The following is a 14243-nucleotide window of genomic DNA, read 5'->3' on the forward strand; positions in this document are numbered from 1 at the left end:
GGCGCCGGTCGTGCAGCACCGGTTCCGGTGCGACACGGCGGAAGAGACCTTCAGGCCTCGGCGTACCCGCACATCAGCGGCGCGCCCTACCTGAAGGAAACCGTGGACGTCCCACTCTTCGTCTGGCTCCTCACCATCGCAGGCATCCTCGCCCTGCTGGTGTTCGACTTCTACTCGCACGTGCGCACCCCGCACGTGCCACACATCCGCGAATCCGCGTTCTGGTCCGTGTTCTACATCGGACTCGCGATCCTGTTCGGCTTCGGCATCCTGGTCTTCGGCGGCGGACAGGCCGGCGGGGAGTACTTCGCCGGGTGGCTCACCGAGAAGGCGCTGTCGGTCGACAACCTGTTCGTCTTCCTCATCATCATGACGAGCTTCGCCGTGCCGAAGGAGTTCCAGCAGAAGGTCCTGCTCGTCGGCGTCGCGATCGCCCTCGTCGCCCGAGGCATCTTCATCGCCCTCGGCGTCACGATCATCGAGAACTTCTCGTGGGTGTTCTACCTGTTCGGTGCGCTGCTGTTCTGGCTCGCGTGGTCGCAGGCCCGCAGCGGCAACGACCACGGTGGCGACGAGGGCGACTCCCGCCTGATCCGCATCCTGAAGCGCATCATCCCGACCTCGGACCACTACGACGGCGACCGCCTGACCACCAAGGTCGACGGCAAGCGCCTGTTCACCCCGATGCTGCTCGTCATGGTCGCGATCGGTCTCACCGACGTGCTGTTCGCGCTCGACTCGATCCCCGCGATCTTCGGGCTCACGCAGGACGCCTTCATCGTGTTCACCGCGAACGCGTTCTCGCTGCTCGGGCTGCGGCAGCTGTACTTCCTGATCGCCGGACTGCTCGAGCGCCTGATCTACCTCGGCCAGGGCCTCGCGGTCATCCTCGGCTTCATCGGTGTGAAGCTCGTCTTCCACGCCATGCACGTCAACGAGCTGCCGTTCATCAACGGTGGCGAGCACATCGAGTGGGCGCCGGAGATCCCGATCTGGTTCTCGCTGGGCTTCATCCTGCTGACCATCGCGGTCGCGACGACCGCCTCGCTGGTCGTCTCGAAGAAGCGCCAGGAGCGCGGGCTCACCCCGACGGGCGAGCCGAAGGAGTCGGTCGCGGCCGACGCGGAGTAAGCGTCACGCCCTGGACGGGCGGCAACACGGACGGGAGGCACGGTGCCAGCTGGCACCGTGCCTCCCGTCTGTCCGTGGTCGCGACCAGAGCTACGAAAGCGACAGATCTCGTCGCGGGCCCACGATCCTCTCCATGAAAGCGACAGATTGCCGCGAACTGTTGGCGGAGATCTGTCGCTTTCGCGGCGCGCGACCGCAGCCAGCCAGCCAGCCGGCTACGCGACCGCGTCGGCGGGCTCGCGCTTCTGCACCCGCTGCCCGACGACGGCGGACACGCCGTCCTGCCGCATCGACACCCCGTACAGGGCGTCGGCGATCTCCATCGTGCGCTTCTGGTGGGTGATGACGATGAGCTGCGAGGACTCGCGGAGCCGCTCGAACACCGTCAGCAGGCGACCGAGGTTGGCGTCGTCGAGGGCGGCCTCGACCTCGTCCATGATGTAGAACGGCGACGGCCTGGCGGTGAAGATCGCGACGAGCAGCGCCACTGCGGCCAGGGACCGCTCGCCACCGGACAGCAGCGTCAGGCGGTCGATCTTCTTGCCGGCGGGCTTCACCTGCACGTCGATCCCGGTGCCGAGCAGGTCGGTCGGGTCGGTGAGGTTGATCGAGCCGGAGCCGCCCGGGAACAGGATCGGGAAGATGACGTCGAAGGCGTCCTTCGTGTCGTTGAACGCGGACTCGAAGATCGTCTGCATCTTCGTGTCGAGCTCGTCGATGATCGTCATCAGGTCGGTGCGGGTCTTCTGCAGGTCCTCGAGCTGCTCGGCGAGGAACGCGTGCCGCTGCTCGAGCGCCTGGAACTCCTCGAGCGCGAGCGGGTTCACCTTGCCGAGCCGGCCGAGGTCGCGTTCGGCGGCCTGCAGGCGGCGTTCCTGCTCGGCGCGGACGTACGGCACGGTCTCGACGTCGGCGGGGTCGACCTCGTCGGTGACGTCGAACTCGGGCAGGGCGGGGCCGCCGGGCAGGGTCGATTCGGCGTCGACGAGCGCCACCGTGTCGTCGCCGGGGCTGGTGTCGAGGTCCGCCGTGCCGTCGTCGGGGGCGATGTCGGTGTCGGCATCGCCGACCGGCACCGTGTCGCCGTCGACCGGCGCCGTGTCGCTGTCGACCGGCGCCGTGTCGGACGCGTCGGACGCGGCTGCAGCCGCCGCCGCAGCAGCGCGCTCGGCGTCGCGGTGCTTCCGCGCCAGCACCCGCGGGTCCACCAGCACGTCGACCGGCACCGGCACGGTCGGCCCGTACTCGGTGACGAGCACGGCCTCGGTCAGCCCGAGATCGCTCAGCGCCCGGTCGAGCACGCCCGACACGTGCAGTTTCTTCTCGTAGATCTCCATCTCGAGCGAGTGGACGCCGTCGGTGATCGTCTGCAGCCGGTCGCGGAGCTCGCGCTCCTCGTTCCGGATCGCCTGCAGTTCGGTGTTGCGCTTCGACCGTTCGGACTCCTCGGTCGCGAGCTGCACGCGTGCCTCGGCCAGCGACCGGTCGACGGCGCCCAGCACGCCCGGCAGGTCGGCGAGGACGGCTTCGGCGGTCTCGATCTGCCCGCGGCGGATCACCGCACGGCGCGCTGCTTCCTCTGCCGCCGCGCGCTCGGCCTCGAGCTGGCGTTCGAGCTGGTCGGCGCGGTGCCGTTCGGCGCGGACACGCTCGCGCACGGTCTGCACCTGGATGCGCTGCTCGACCTCGGCGGCGCGTGCGGCCTCGAGTGCGTCCTGCAGGCCCGGACGCTCGGAGGCGTCGACGACGGGTCGCTCCTGCTCGGTGAACGCGCGGTGTGCCGTCTCGGCCTCTGCCAGGGCGGCGTCGACGACCTCGACGGCGCCGTCGGTCTCGGCGAGGGCGGCACGCAGGCGCTCCACCTCGGCCGCTGCGTTCTCGGCCTTCGCCCGCGTCGAGGCGCTGGCCCGGTCGTACTCGGCCGTCGCCTTCGCGTGCGCGCGGGATGCTGTGTCGGCTTCGTCCGCACGGCGGCGTGCGTCCTCGACGGCGGTGCGTGCTGCCTGGAGGCCCGTGGCTGCGTCCTCGGCGTCCGCCCTGATGGCGTCGCGTCGCGTCACGGCGTCGTCGCGCTCCGCGACGAGCTCGATCCGCGAGGTCACGCGTTCCCCGCCGCCGGTGACGCGGACGGCGCGCACGAGGTCACCGGACCGGGTGACGACCGTCGCGTGCGGGGCGGCGGCGAGCACGGCCTCCAGGTCGAGCGTGCCGGAGTGCGCGTCCGCGTGCCCGTCCGCGTGCCCGCCCTCGCTCTCCGGGACGTCCGCGATCAGGGTGTTCCGCAGGATCGCGGCGATCGCCGGCGGGCCCTGCACCAGGTCGAGGGCCCGGCGGACGCCGGCCGGCAGCGTGTCCGGCAGGTCCGTGGGGAGACCCTCGGCGTCCGCGACGACGACGTCGATGCGTCCGATGTCCGCGGAGCGGGCGTGGTCGACGGCATCGAGCGCGACCGACCGGTCGTCGGCGAGGACAGCGTCCGCGAGCCCGTCGAGCGCGACGGCGACGGCGCCCTCGAACCCGGGCGCCACCGTGAGCGCGTCGGCCAGACGCCCGACGATGCCCGCGCGTCCGGCGTCGATGAGCGCCTGCGAACCGTCGCGGACGTCGATCGACATGCCGAGCGCCGCGACCCGCGCGTCGAGGGCGTCCCGCTCGCGCTCGAGGGCGTGCAGCCGGTCGCGCTGCTCGTCGCGGGCGGCCTGCGCGGTCTCCAGCTGCGCACGAGCCGCCTGGAGCGTGGTGGCGAGGGCTTCGTCGTCGACGCCCTCGGACGGATCGGTGCCGAGTTCGGCGAGGGCCGCCGTCGCACGCTCGGCGCGTTCGCCCGCCTCGGCGAGGGCCCGCTGGCGACGCTCACGGTCCGCCACCGTGGACCCGCGCTTCGACCGGGCCACGTCGACGGCGTTCGCCAGCCGCTGCGTCTCGAGGTCGTGCTGCGAGACGCGGGCGGCCTGCGCGGCGATGCGTTCGTCGAGGGCGTCGAGCGCGTCACGGGCGGCCTGCACCGCACGGGCGGTCTCCGCGGAGCCGCCCTGCATCTCGTCGGCGCGGGCGGCGAGCCGATCGGCCTCGGCACGGACACCGGCCACCCGCTCCGGGGTGATCGAGGGGCCCTGCTGCGGGGCGTCGGCCTGCTGCGCCAGGAACATCAGCCGCTGGTTCGCCAGGCTGGACAGCCCGCGCAGGCGCTCCTGCACGCTCTCCAGGCGGTGCACCACGGTCCGGGCGCGATCGACGTCGTCGCCGACCATGCTCTGCTCGACGTGCTGCTGGCGGACCCGGGTCTGGTCGAGTCGCTCGGTCAGGACGATTCGCTCCGACTTGCGGCCCGCCTCGACCTCTTGGTGGTCGTGCAGTTCGCGGCGCAGCCGGACGACGTCGTCGGCGAGGATGCGGGCCTTGGCGTCCCGCGCGACGGCGGCGACGGACTGGGCCTTGCGCGCGACCTCGGCCTGGCGGCCGAGCGGCTTCAGCTGGCGCCGGATCTCGCCCGCCAGGTCGGACAGGCGGGTCAGGTTCGTCTGCATCGCGTCGAGTTTCCGGAGGGTCTTCTCCTTGCGGCGACGGTGCTTCAGGATGCCGGCGGCTTCCTCGATGAAGCCGCGGCGGTCCTCCGGGGTGGCGTGCAGGACCTTGTCGAGCTGCCCCTGCCCGACGATGACGTGCATCTCGCGGCCGAGGCCGGTGTCACTCAGGAGCTCCTGCACGTCGAGCAGCCGGCAGTTCTCGCCGTTGATGGCGTACTCGCTGCCGCCGTTGCGGAACAGCGTGCGCGCGATCGTCACCTCGGAGTAGTCGATCGGCAGCAGCCCGTCGGTGTTGTCGATCGTCAGCAGCACCTGGGCGCGGCCGAGCGGCCCGCGGGTCGAGGTGCCTGCGAAGATGACGTCCTCCATCTTGCCGCCGCGCAGGGTCTTCGCCCCCTGCTCCCCCATCACCCAGGCCAGGGCGTCGACGACGTTGGACTTGCCCGAGCCGTTCGGGCCGACGATGCACGTGACGCCCGGCTCGAACGCGAACGTCGTCGGCTGCGCGAAGGACTTGAACCCCTTGATGGTCAGGCTCTTCAAGTACATGCGGTCTCCGAGTGTGCTCACGCGTGCTGCGGCGGGGCCGCTGCTGGGCTGTGCTGCTGGGCGTCAGGCTAACGCGTGCGGGCGCGGGGACGCGGTTGGCACACGGGGCAGATGTGGCTCGACCGGTTCATGAAGGCCTCGCGCACGATCGTCGTGCCGCAGCGGGGACAGGGCTTCCCCTGCTGTCCGTAGACGTTCAGCCGCTGCGAGAAGTACCCGGACTGCCCGTTGACGTTGACGTACTGGGCGTCGAAGCTCGTCCCGCCGTCCTCGAGCGCACGCCGGAGGACACTGCGCACCTCGTGCAGCAGGCGTGCGAGGTCGGCACGGGTCAGCCGCTCGGCCGGGCGGTCGTAGTGCAGCTTCGCAGCCCAGAGGGACTCGTCGGCGTAGATGTTGCCGATGCCGCTCACGACGCCCTGGTCGAGCAGGATCCGCTTGATGCCGCTCGAACGCTTCCGGGCGATGGCGGTGAAGCGGTCGTCGTCGAACGCGGGGTCGAGCGGGTCGCGGGCGATGTGCGACACCTGCTGCGGCACGCTCCGGCGCCACGCGGCGTCGGGGTCCGATGCGTCGACGTGCCCGGCGAACCCGGCGGGGGCGCCGTCCACCGTCGGCACCATCGCGTCGATCGCCATCGAGCCGAAGGTGCGCTGGTCGACGAACTCGAGCTCGACCGCGGGTTCGGCGATGCCGTCGCGGTCGGTGCCGACGGGTTGCACGTCGATGAGGATGCGGCGGTGCTTCGCCGCCGGTCGATCGCGGCCGAGCAGGATCTGGCCGCTCATGCCGAGGTGGGCGACGAGCGCTTCGGGCCGGTCGCCCTCGTGCTCGGGCTGCAACGGCATCCAGAGGAACTTGCCCCGACGGACCGCTGCGGCGATCGTGCGACCGGTCAGGCGGTCGGCGAAGTCCTCGGCCGGGCCGTCGTGCCGGGTGAGCGCGCGCTCGTCCACGACGTCGACGTGCAGCACCCGAGCGCCGCTGACCGCGGGTTCGAGGCCGGCGCGGACGACCTCGACCTCGGGGAGTTCGGGCACGCGGTCAGGCCGCTCGGCCGGACAGCCGGGTCCAGGCGTCGAGCGCCGCGGACATCTCGGCCGCCTTCTTGCTCGAGCCGGTGCCGACGGCGATGTCCTCGCCCTGCAGGACGACGGTCGCGCTGAAGGTCTTGTCGTGGTCCGGGCCGGTCTCGGTGACGCGGTAGGCCGGGTTGCCGAGCGACAGGCTCGCCGCGAGCTCCTGCAGGCTCGTCTTCGGGTCCATCGCGGCGCCGAAGCGGTCGGGGTCGATCATCAGCGGCTCGACCAGGCGGAGCACCAGGTCGGTCGCCGGGTCGGGGCCCGCGGACAAGTAGGTGGCACCGATGACGGCTTCGACGGTGTCGGCGAGGATCGACGACTTGTCGCGGCCGCCGGTCTGTTCCTCGCCCTTGCCGAGGCGCAGGTACTGGCCGAGCCCGATCATCCGGGCGATCTCGGCCAGGGCGACCGTCGACACCAGGCTGGCGCGACGCTTCGCGAGGTCACCCTCGTCGAGGTCGGGGAAGGACCGGTAGAGCTTCACGGTCACGGCCTGGCCGAGGATCGAGTCGCCGAGGAACTCGAGGCGCTCGTTGTGCTTGATGCCCCCGTGCTCGTAGGCGTAGGAGCGGTGTGTCAGGGCGAGCTGGAGCAGCTCGAGGTCGATGTCGACCCCGAGCTGGCCCTGCAGACGAACGACGTCCGGCCCCACGGGGCGGGACCCCGTGGCGCCGGACGTCGTCGTCATGCGTTCGGTCCGATCAGACGTCAGCGACCTTGCGGCCCTTGTACTCCATGTACAGGGGGGTGCCGGCCGAGTCCTCGACGACCTTCGCGCGGTGCGGGAGGCTGTAGGTGACCTGACCGTTCTCGATCGTCTTGACGAGCTGGATCGGCGTGGCCTTCCACTGCGAACGACGGGCGTGCGTGTTCGCACGGGACTGCTTGCGCTTGGGAACGGCCATGGTGAATCTCTTTCGGTTGGTCGGTGGTCGGTACGGGGGCTGGCGGTGTCGGGGCCTACTCGGCCTCGGCCCGCTCCTCGCCCTCGGTGGTCTTCGTGTCGGTGGTGTCGCCGTGGGCGGCACGCTCGGCTGCTTCGAGCTGGATGCCGGTCAGGGCTGCCCAGCGCGGGTCCAGGGTCTCGTGAACGGGCTGCTCATCGAGGTCGGCCAGTCGCTCGCCCGTCACCGGGTCGAGGCCTGGGCAGTCCGGTCGGCAGACCGGCTGGAACGGCAGCGCCAGCACCACCGCATCTCGAACGACCTGTTCGCAGTCCACGTGGTCATCGCGAACGAAGAAGTCGAAATCCTCCGAGGTATCATACGCGAACAGCTCGGCGAAATCGACCTCGACGGGTTCGCTGATGTCGATGAGGCAGCGCGAGCACTCCCCCGTCGCGTCGGCCGAGGCGTGACCGGACACGAGGACACCCTCGTGCAGGCCCTCGAGCCGCAGGTCGATGCGCAGCGGAGCACCTTCGCGCACCGCGATCACACCGGCTCCCAGCGCGTCCGGCACCACGATGTCGAGCGAGTGCTCGCGCATCTCGCCCGGACGGTGCGCCAGGTCGCGCACGCGCAGGGCGTAGGGGCTGTTCACGTGGGAAGACACGATCGTCAACCCTAGCGTGAACGCAGCCGAGAGTCGAGGCAGGCGGGGGTGTGTCCGCGCGTCGGCCGGCCGGGCCTCCGGCTCGGCGCGCGGCTCGGCGTGCGGCTCGGCGTCCGGCTCAGCGTGCGGCGAGGGCTGCCGCCACGGCCTTCGGCACGTAGGGGGTGACGTCGCCGCCGAGCGTCGACACCTGGCGGATGAGCGAGCTCGACACGTGGGAGCGCGAGGCGTCGGGCAGCAGGAACACGGTCTCGACGTCGGCGAGGTGCCGGTTCATGATCGCCATCGGGGTCTCGTACGCGACGTCCTCGCCCGATCGCACGCCCTTGACGAGCACCTTCGCCCCGACCTGCCGGCAGTAGTCGACGAGGAGCCCGGAGGTCCACTCCCCGACCCGGACCGTTCCCGGCGTGCCGACCTCGGCCAGGGACTCCTCGATGAGCCGGACGCGGTCGACCGCCTCGAACATCGCGGGCTTCTTGTCCGGGTTGTGCACCACGAGCACGTGCACCTCGTCGAACAGCCCGGCAGCTCGACCGATGACGTCGAGGTGCCCGAGCGTGACGGGGTCGAAGGAACCGGGGACCACCGCGATCTGCGCCATGGCAGCGACGATACCGGTCCGTGCCGGGGCGTCCGGCTCGGGGTCAGTTCTTGCCGAGGAACGCCGCGTCGGACTCGTCGAGGCGGCGTGCCAGTGCCTCGCGCAGGGCCGGGGACCCGTCGAGCTCGGGATCGGGTTCGAGGACCCGCTCGGCTTCGCCACGGGCGTCCACGATGAGGTCGGCGTGCTCGACCACGCGCAGCAGGTTGAGCGACGACCGGCCGCCCGACTGCCGCTCGCCGAGCACGTCCCCCTCGCGCCGGAGCTCGAGGTCGACCCGGGCGAGCTCGAAGCCGTCGTCCGAGGCGGACACCGCGTCGACGCGCTCGCGCGAGGTGGTCTCGAGCTCGGCGGTGGTGACGAGCAGGCAGACGCCCGCCCACTGCCCACGGCCGATGCGGCCGCGCAGCTGGTGCAGCTGGGAGACGCCGAAGCGATCGGCGTCGAGCACGGCCATCATCGCGGCGTTCGGCACGTCGACACCGACCTCGATCACGGTCGTCGCGACGAGGACGTCCAGGTCGCCGGCGGCGAAGGACGTCATCACGCGGTCCTTCTCGTCCGCCGTCATCCGGCCGTGCAGCACCGCGATCCGCCGGCCGTCGAGCACGGGCATCGTGCGCATCCGCTCGGCGGTGGCGAGCACGGTCGCCGGGGCGCGCTTGGGGGCGTCGTCCTCGGACTCGGCGGGCGCGGGTTCGCCGTCGTCCTCGGCGTGGGCGTCGTCGATCGCGGGGCAGACCACGAAGGCCTGACGCCCCTTGTCGAGCTCCTCCGCCATCCGGGACCAGATGCGGGACTCCCACCCGGGGTGCTCCGCCAGCGGGACCGTGAAGGTCTCGACGCCCGCACGACCGGAGGGCAGCCCGGTGATCGTCGAGACGTCGAGGTCACCGAACACCGTCATCGCGACGGTGCGTGGGATCGGGGTGGCGGTGAGCACCAGGACGTGCGGCGGGGTTGCGCCCTTCGTCCGGAGCGCTTCACGCTGCTCGACGCCGAAGCGGTGCTGTTCGTCGACGACCACGAGCCCGAGCTCGGCGAAGTCGACGCGGTCGCCGAGCAGGGCGTGGGTGCCGACCACGAGCCGCGAGCTGCCCGACGCCGCGGCGAGCAGGGCCCGCCGGCGTTCGTCGGTGGACTGCGACCCGGTCAGGATCACCGGTCGGAGCTCGGCCGCGAGGTCCGGTCCGAGGAACTTCACGATGGACCGCAGGTGCTGCGCGGCCAGCACCTCGGTCGGGGCGATGAGGGCGGACTGCCCACCGGACTCGGCCACCGTGAGCATGGCGCGGATGGCCACGAGGGTCTTGCCCGAGCCGACCTCGCCCTGCACCAGCCGGTGCATCGGCCAGGTGCGGGCGATGTCGGTGTCGATCTCGGCACCGACGGCACGCTGGTCGTCGGTCAGGGTGAACGGCAGGGTGGCGTCGAAGCGCTCGAGGATGCCACCGGGAGCCGCCACCCGCGGGGTCGCCGCGGTGCGTCGGGCGCGGATCCGGCGCTGCACCAGGGCGGTCTGCAGCACGAACGCCTCGCGGTAGCGCAGGGCGTCCTGTGCGCGCTTGAAGTCCGCGACCTTCTCGGGGCGGTGGAGGAGCTCGAGTGCCCGACGGAACGGGACGAGGTCGAGCCGGCTACGCGCCGAGGCCGGTACCGGGTCGGGCAGGTCCGGCAGGGTGTCGAGCACGATGCTCATCGACTTCGCGATCTGCCACGAGGTGAGCGAGGCCGTCGCCGGGTAGATCGGGATCGGCTGCCGCGACCACCGGATCGCTTCGTCCGAACCCGGTTCGGCCGTGGCGCGGGGGTCGTCGGGGTCGAAGAGCTCGTAGTCCGGGTGGGCGAGCTGGCGGGCACCGCGGTAGTCGCTGACCTTGCCGGAGAAGATGCCGCGGGCACCGGGCACCAGGTCCTTGGTGCGCCAGCCCTGGTTGAAGAACGTCAGGGTGAGCAGCCCCTTGCCGTCGCCGATCTTGGCTTCGAGGATCGATCCGCGACGGGCGCGCATCGTGCGCTCGCGGACGTCGACCACCTCGGCCACGATGGTGACCGGTTCGCCGATCGCCAGGGAGTCGAGCGCCGTCAGGGCCCCGCGCTCGGCGTAGCGCCGGGGTGCGTGCTCGAGGAACTCCCCCACCGTGCGGTGGCCGAACGCCTTCTGGATCGCGGACGCGGTCCGACCACCGAGCACGTTCGCGAGCCGCGCGTCGAGGGGCGCCGGACCGAGGTCGGGCGCGGCCGGCGCAGCGGGGGTTCCGGTGGTGACCACGGACACCACGGTACCGGGCACGACCGACGTGCCACGTGCCTCCCGTCCGGCCTGTGGACGACGCCGCCGGCCGATACGGTGGCTGCATGACCCGCATCATCGCCGGCGCCGCCGGCAACACGACGCTCCGTGTGCCGAAGTCCGGCACCCGGCCGACGAGCGACCGGGTGCGCGAGGCGCTGTTCTCGTCGCTCGAGGCCCGTGGGCTCGTCGACGACACCTCCGTCGCGGACCTCTACGCCGGCACCGGCGCCCTCGGGCTCGAAGCGGCGTCGCGCGGTGCGGTCGAGGTCGTGCTGGTCGACCGCGCGTCGGCCGCGGCGCAGGCGTGCCGGGCGAACGCGAAGGCCGTGCAGCAGCGGATCCCCGGGGTGCGGATCGACGTGCAGCCGCAGCCGGTGCTCGGGTACCTGCGCGGGACGGTGCGCACGTTCGACCTGGTCTTCATCGATCCGCCGTACGACGTGACCGAGCACGAGATCGCCGAGGTGCTCGAGACGCTCGTGCCGCGGTTGACCGCCGGTGCCGTGGTGGTCGTCGAGCGGAGCAAGCGCTCCGCCGAACCGACGTGGCCCGCGGGGCTCGAGCCGTTCAGCAAGCGCAGCTACGGCGAGACCGTGGCGTGGGAGGCCGTGGCCGCCGCGGGCTGAGCTGCGTGGGCGTCGCTGGGTGGGCGCGTTTCGCGACGATCCACCAGTCGATCGACGCGTGCCGTGTCGCAAGATGCGCATGCATCGGATGCGTGCGCATCTTCCGACAGGACGCCAGGTGATCGACGCGTGTTCCGTCGACAGATGCGCGCGCACTGACCGGGAGGCCCGGCTCGGCTCCGCCACGTTGCCGCCGTCCGACGTCGGGCAGGGCGGGTCAGCCGGCGGCGCCGTCCCAGTCGGCGTAGGGGTCCCAGCCGGTCGTCGGCACCGGGGAACCGGCGCGCAGCAGGTCCGCGTCGCCGCGGTCGCGCACGACACCGATGCGGCGGAAGCCACCCGGCAGCAGGGCCTCGGCGGGGAAGGTCGCGAGCAGGCCGTGGTCTTCGCCACCGTGCAGCGCGACCTCGTCGAGCGGGGCGTCGGCATCGAGGTCGAGCGTCACCCGGCTCGCACGGGCCAGCCGCCCGGCGTCGATCGCCAGGCCGTCGGACAGGTCGAGCATCGCCGTCGCCCCGGCCGCAGCAGCGAGGGGCCCGTCGCTGATCGGGGGCACGGGTCGGCGCTGGCGGTCGACGTCGGGATCGGCGTCCGCACCGCTCGCCACCGTCGCTGCACGGTCCGGCTCGCCCTGCGCGTCCACGCCGTCACGGAAGAGCCGTGCGAGCCCGCGGGCAGCACGACCGAGTTCGCCGGAGACCGCCACGACGTCGCCCACACGAGCGCCTGACCGGAGCACCGGGGCGCGACCACCGAGGTCGCCGAACGCCGTCACCGCCACCGTGAAGGTCGCCGAGGTGGAGAGGTCGCCGCCGACCACACCGCAGCCGGGCGCGAGGGCGTCGACAGCGAGGCGGAACCCGTCCGCGATGCCCTCGAGCACCGCCACGGGGGTGTCCTGCGGTGCAGCGAGGGCGATGACGAGGCCACTCGGCACCGCGCCCATCGCCGCGACGTCCGACAGGTTCGTCGCGGCGGCCTTCCAGCCGACGTCCTCGGGCGAGGACCACGCCCACCGGAAGTCCGGGCCGTGCACCATCATGTCCGTCGTCACGACGAACCGGCCGTCGGGAGCGGCGACGACGGCGCAGTCGTCCCCGGGCCCCACGAGCGGCGAGCCCGTCGGCAGCCGGCTCGTGATCCGGTCGAGGACGACCAGCTCACCGAGCTCCCCCACGGTCGGTCCGGCCCAGGCGTCGTACATCGCGTCCACACGAGAACGGTAGCCTGGACCGCGATGGACACCGCGCGCCGCACCCCTCGCACCCTCGCGATCGCGGGGGTCGTGATCGCCCTCGCGGCAGGGCTGACCGGGTGCACGAACTCCGTCGGCATGAGTGCGGCACCCTCCGCGAACGCAGCGGCGTGCGCGGCCGCACAAGTGCGGTTGCCCGCGACCGTCGACTCGACGTACGACCTGCGGAACACCAACGCACAGTCCACCGCGGCCTGGGGCGACCCCGAGGCCGCGCTGTACCACTGCGGCGTGGCCGTGCCGACCGTGTCCGACCTGCCGTGCGTCACGCTCGGGTCGGTCGACTGGATCCGCGACGACCGCGGGAAGCAGATCGTCTACACGACGTTCGGACGGTCCCCGGCAGTGCAGGTCGTCGTCGACACGTCGAAGACCGGCAGCGCGGTGCTGCAGGACATCGCGACGGCGGTGTCGACGCTGCCGGAGGACGGGCACAAGTGCCTGGACCCCTCCGACGTGCAGGGCTGACACACCCCGACCCCGCCGAGCGTCAGCGGACGGCGGCGCGCCCCAGTTCGATCAGCTCGGTGACCAGCTCGCCGTAGGACACACCGGATGCCGCCCAGCAGCGCGGGTACATCGACAGCGGGGTGAACCCGGGCATCGTGTTGACCTCGTTCACGACGAAGCCGTCGTCGGTCAGGAAGCAGTCGACGCGGGCGAGCCCGGAACCACCGATGGCCTCGAACGCACGAGCACCGATCGACCGGATCTCGTCGGTCTGTGCCTCGGTGAGCGGCGCCGGGCACAGCAGGGACTCATCGCCACCGAGGTACTTCGACGCGAAGTCGTAGAAGCCGTCCTCGGCCACGACGATCTCGCCGGGCAGGCTCGTGCGCGGCGCACCGTCACGGCCCTCGAGCACGGCGACCTCGACCTCGCGGCCGACGACGCGGGGTTCGACGATCACCTTGGAGTCGTGCTCGAACGCCAGGTCCATCGCGGCGCCGAGCTCGTCGGGCCCGTCGACGCGCGAGACGCCCATGCTCGACCCGGCGCGTGCCGGCTTCACGAACAGCGGCCAGCCGTGCGCCGCGATGGTCTCGGCGACCTCGACGGGGGCGGCCGCCCACTCGCGGCGGAGCACGGTCGTCCACGGCGCGACCCGCAGGCCGGCGTGCTCGAGGACGGCCTTCGCGACGTGCTTGTCCATCGCCAGGGCGCTGGCGAGTACGCCGTCGCCGACGTACGGCAGACCAGCGATCTCGAGCAGGCCCTGGATCGTGCCGTCCTCGCCGAACGGACCGTGCAGGATCGGGAACACCACGTCGACGGCGACGGACGTGACCGAGCCGTCCGGGTGCGAGACGACGAGTTCGTTCGTCGCCGGCGAGGTCGGGAACGCCACGCGCGTGCCGTTGTCGGGCACGGTCGGCAGGGAGCCGTCGCGGATCGCCCACTGCGACGGGTCGTCGGACTGCAGCGTGAACGCGCCGTCCTTCGTGATGCCGATCGGGACGATCTGGTACTCGGTGCGGTCGACGACGTCCATGATGCCGCCGGCGGTCACGCAGCTGATCTCGTGCTCGCTCGAGCGCCCGCCGAACAGGACGGCGACGGTGGTCGTGGGAACGTCGGTTCCCTCGGGGATCGTGGGCACGGGAGTCCCTTCGTGACTC

At 72.0% G+C, this 14243-nt stretch carries 12 protein-coding genes; 3 read left to right on the plus strand and 9 right to left on the minus strand.

What is annotated here, in order from left to right:
• Positions 1 to 102: 102 nt before the first annotated feature.
• A complete protein-coding gene (locus tag EDF53_RS17920; RefSeq protein ID WP_111086101.1) occupies positions 103 to 1131 on the plus strand; it encodes a TerC family protein in 1029 nt (342 codons plus the stop codon).
• Positions 1132 to 1346: 215 nt separating this feature from the next.
• Here the strand turns inward: EDF53_RS17920 and EDF53_RS17925 are convergent, their stop codons facing one another.
• The 7 genes from EDF53_RS17925 to EDF53_RS17955 form a co-directional block, all read right to left on the minus strand.
• Positions 1347 to 5207, minus strand: a complete 3861-nt coding sequence (locus EDF53_RS17925) for an AAA family ATPase (protein WP_123294807.1) — start codon at positions 5205 to 5207, stop codon at positions 1347 to 1349.
• 68 nt (positions 5208 to 5275) lie between these two features.
• A complete protein-coding gene (gene mutM, locus EDF53_RS17930; RefSeq protein WP_123294808.1) occupies positions 5276 to 6247 on the minus strand; it encodes a bifunctional DNA-formamidopyrimidine glycosylase/DNA-(apurinic or apyrimidinic site) lyase in 972 nt (323 codons plus the stop codon).
• Between the two features lie 4 nt (positions 6248 to 6251).
• Positions 6252 to 6977: a ribonuclease III gene (gene rnc / locus EDF53_RS17935; protein WP_228506018.1), complete on the minus strand. Its 726-nt coding sequence runs from the start codon at positions 6975 to 6977 to the stop codon at positions 6252 to 6254.
• A gap of 13 nt (positions 6978 to 6990) precedes the next feature.
• Positions 6991 to 7194: a 50S ribosomal protein L32 gene (rpmF, locus tag EDF53_RS17940; protein WP_017888273.1), complete on the minus strand. Its 204-nt coding sequence runs from the start codon at positions 7192 to 7194 to the stop codon at positions 6991 to 6993.
• A gap of 55 nt (positions 7195 to 7249) precedes the next feature.
• Positions 7250 to 7831, minus strand: coding sequence for a DUF177 domain-containing protein (locus EDF53_RS17945; RefSeq protein ID WP_123294809.1), 582 nt, complete (start codon positions 7829 to 7831; stop codon positions 7250 to 7252).
• A gap of 130 nt (positions 7832 to 7961) precedes the next feature.
• Positions 7962 to 8447, minus strand: coding sequence for a pantetheine-phosphate adenylyltransferase (gene coaD, locus EDF53_RS17950; RefSeq protein WP_111086053.1), 486 nt, complete (start codon positions 8445 to 8447; stop codon positions 7962 to 7964).
• Between the two features lie 43 nt (positions 8448 to 8490).
• Positions 8491 to 10719, minus strand: coding sequence for an ATP-dependent DNA helicase RecG (locus tag EDF53_RS17955; protein ID WP_123294844.1), 2229 nt, complete (start codon positions 10717 to 10719; stop codon positions 8491 to 8493).
• 86 nt (positions 10720 to 10805) lie between these two features.
• On the opposite strand from EDF53_RS17955, the gene EDF53_RS17960 reads away from it, so the two are divergent.
• A complete protein-coding gene (locus tag EDF53_RS17960) occupies positions 10806 to 11369 on the plus strand; it encodes an RsmD family RNA methyltransferase (protein WP_123294845.1) in 564 nt (187 codons plus the stop codon).
• A 217-nt stretch (positions 11370 to 11586) separates the two neighbouring features.
• On the opposite strand, the gene thiL is transcribed toward EDF53_RS17960, so the two are convergent.
• Complete coding sequence (thiL, locus tag EDF53_RS17965) at positions 11587 to 12573, minus strand: thiamine-phosphate kinase (protein ID WP_123294846.1); 987 nt, start codon at positions 12571 to 12573, stop codon at positions 11587 to 11589.
• 33 nt (positions 12574 to 12606) lie between these two features.
• Here thiL and EDF53_RS17970 point away from each other — a divergent pair, with 33 nt between their 5' ends.
• Entirely contained in the window at positions 12607 to 13092 is a 486-nt protein-coding gene (locus EDF53_RS17970; RefSeq protein WP_123294810.1) for a DUF3515 family protein, read from the plus strand.
• Between the two features lie 22 nt (positions 13093 to 13114).
• On the opposite strand, the gene EDF53_RS17975 is transcribed toward EDF53_RS17970, so the two are convergent.
• A complete protein-coding gene (locus EDF53_RS17975; protein WP_311316845.1) occupies positions 13115 to 14224 on the minus strand; it encodes a D-alanine--D-alanine ligase family protein in 1110 nt (369 codons plus the stop codon).
• Positions 14225 to 14243: the final 19 nt, after the last annotated feature.

Source organism: Curtobacterium sp. PhB78 (assembly GCF_003751685.1).
Taxonomy (GTDB): domain Bacteria; phylum Actinomycetota; class Actinomycetes; order Actinomycetales; family Microbacteriaceae; genus Curtobacterium.

Excerpts from the sequence above, each read along its gene's own strand:
- EDF53_RS17925 (WP_123294807.1), bottom strand. The coding sequence starts at position 5,207 with ATGTACTTGAAGAGCCTGACCATCAAGGGGTTCAAGTCCTTCGCGCAG.
- rnc (WP_228506018.1), bottom strand. The coding sequence starts at position 6,977 with ATGACGACGACGTCCGGCGCCACGGGGTCCCGCCCCGTGGGGCCGGAC.
- rpmF (WP_017888273.1), bottom strand. The coding sequence starts at position 7,194 with ATGGCCGTTCCCAAGCGCAAGCAGTCCCGTGCGAACACGCACGCCCGT.
- coaD (WP_111086053.1), bottom strand. The coding sequence starts at position 8,447 with ATGGCGCAGATCGCGGTGGTCCCCGGTTCCTTCGACCCCGTCACGCTC.
- EDF53_RS17960 (WP_123294845.1), top strand. The coding sequence starts at position 10,806 with ATGACCCGCATCATCGCCGGCGCCGCCGGCAACACGACGCTCCGTGTG.
- thiL (WP_123294846.1), bottom strand. The coding sequence starts at position 12,573 with ATGTACGACGCCTGGGCCGGACCGACCGTGGGGGAGCTCGGTGAGCTG.
- EDF53_RS17970 (WP_123294810.1), top strand. The coding sequence starts at position 12,607 with ATGGACACCGCGCGCCGCACCCCTCGCACCCTCGCGATCGCGGGGGTC.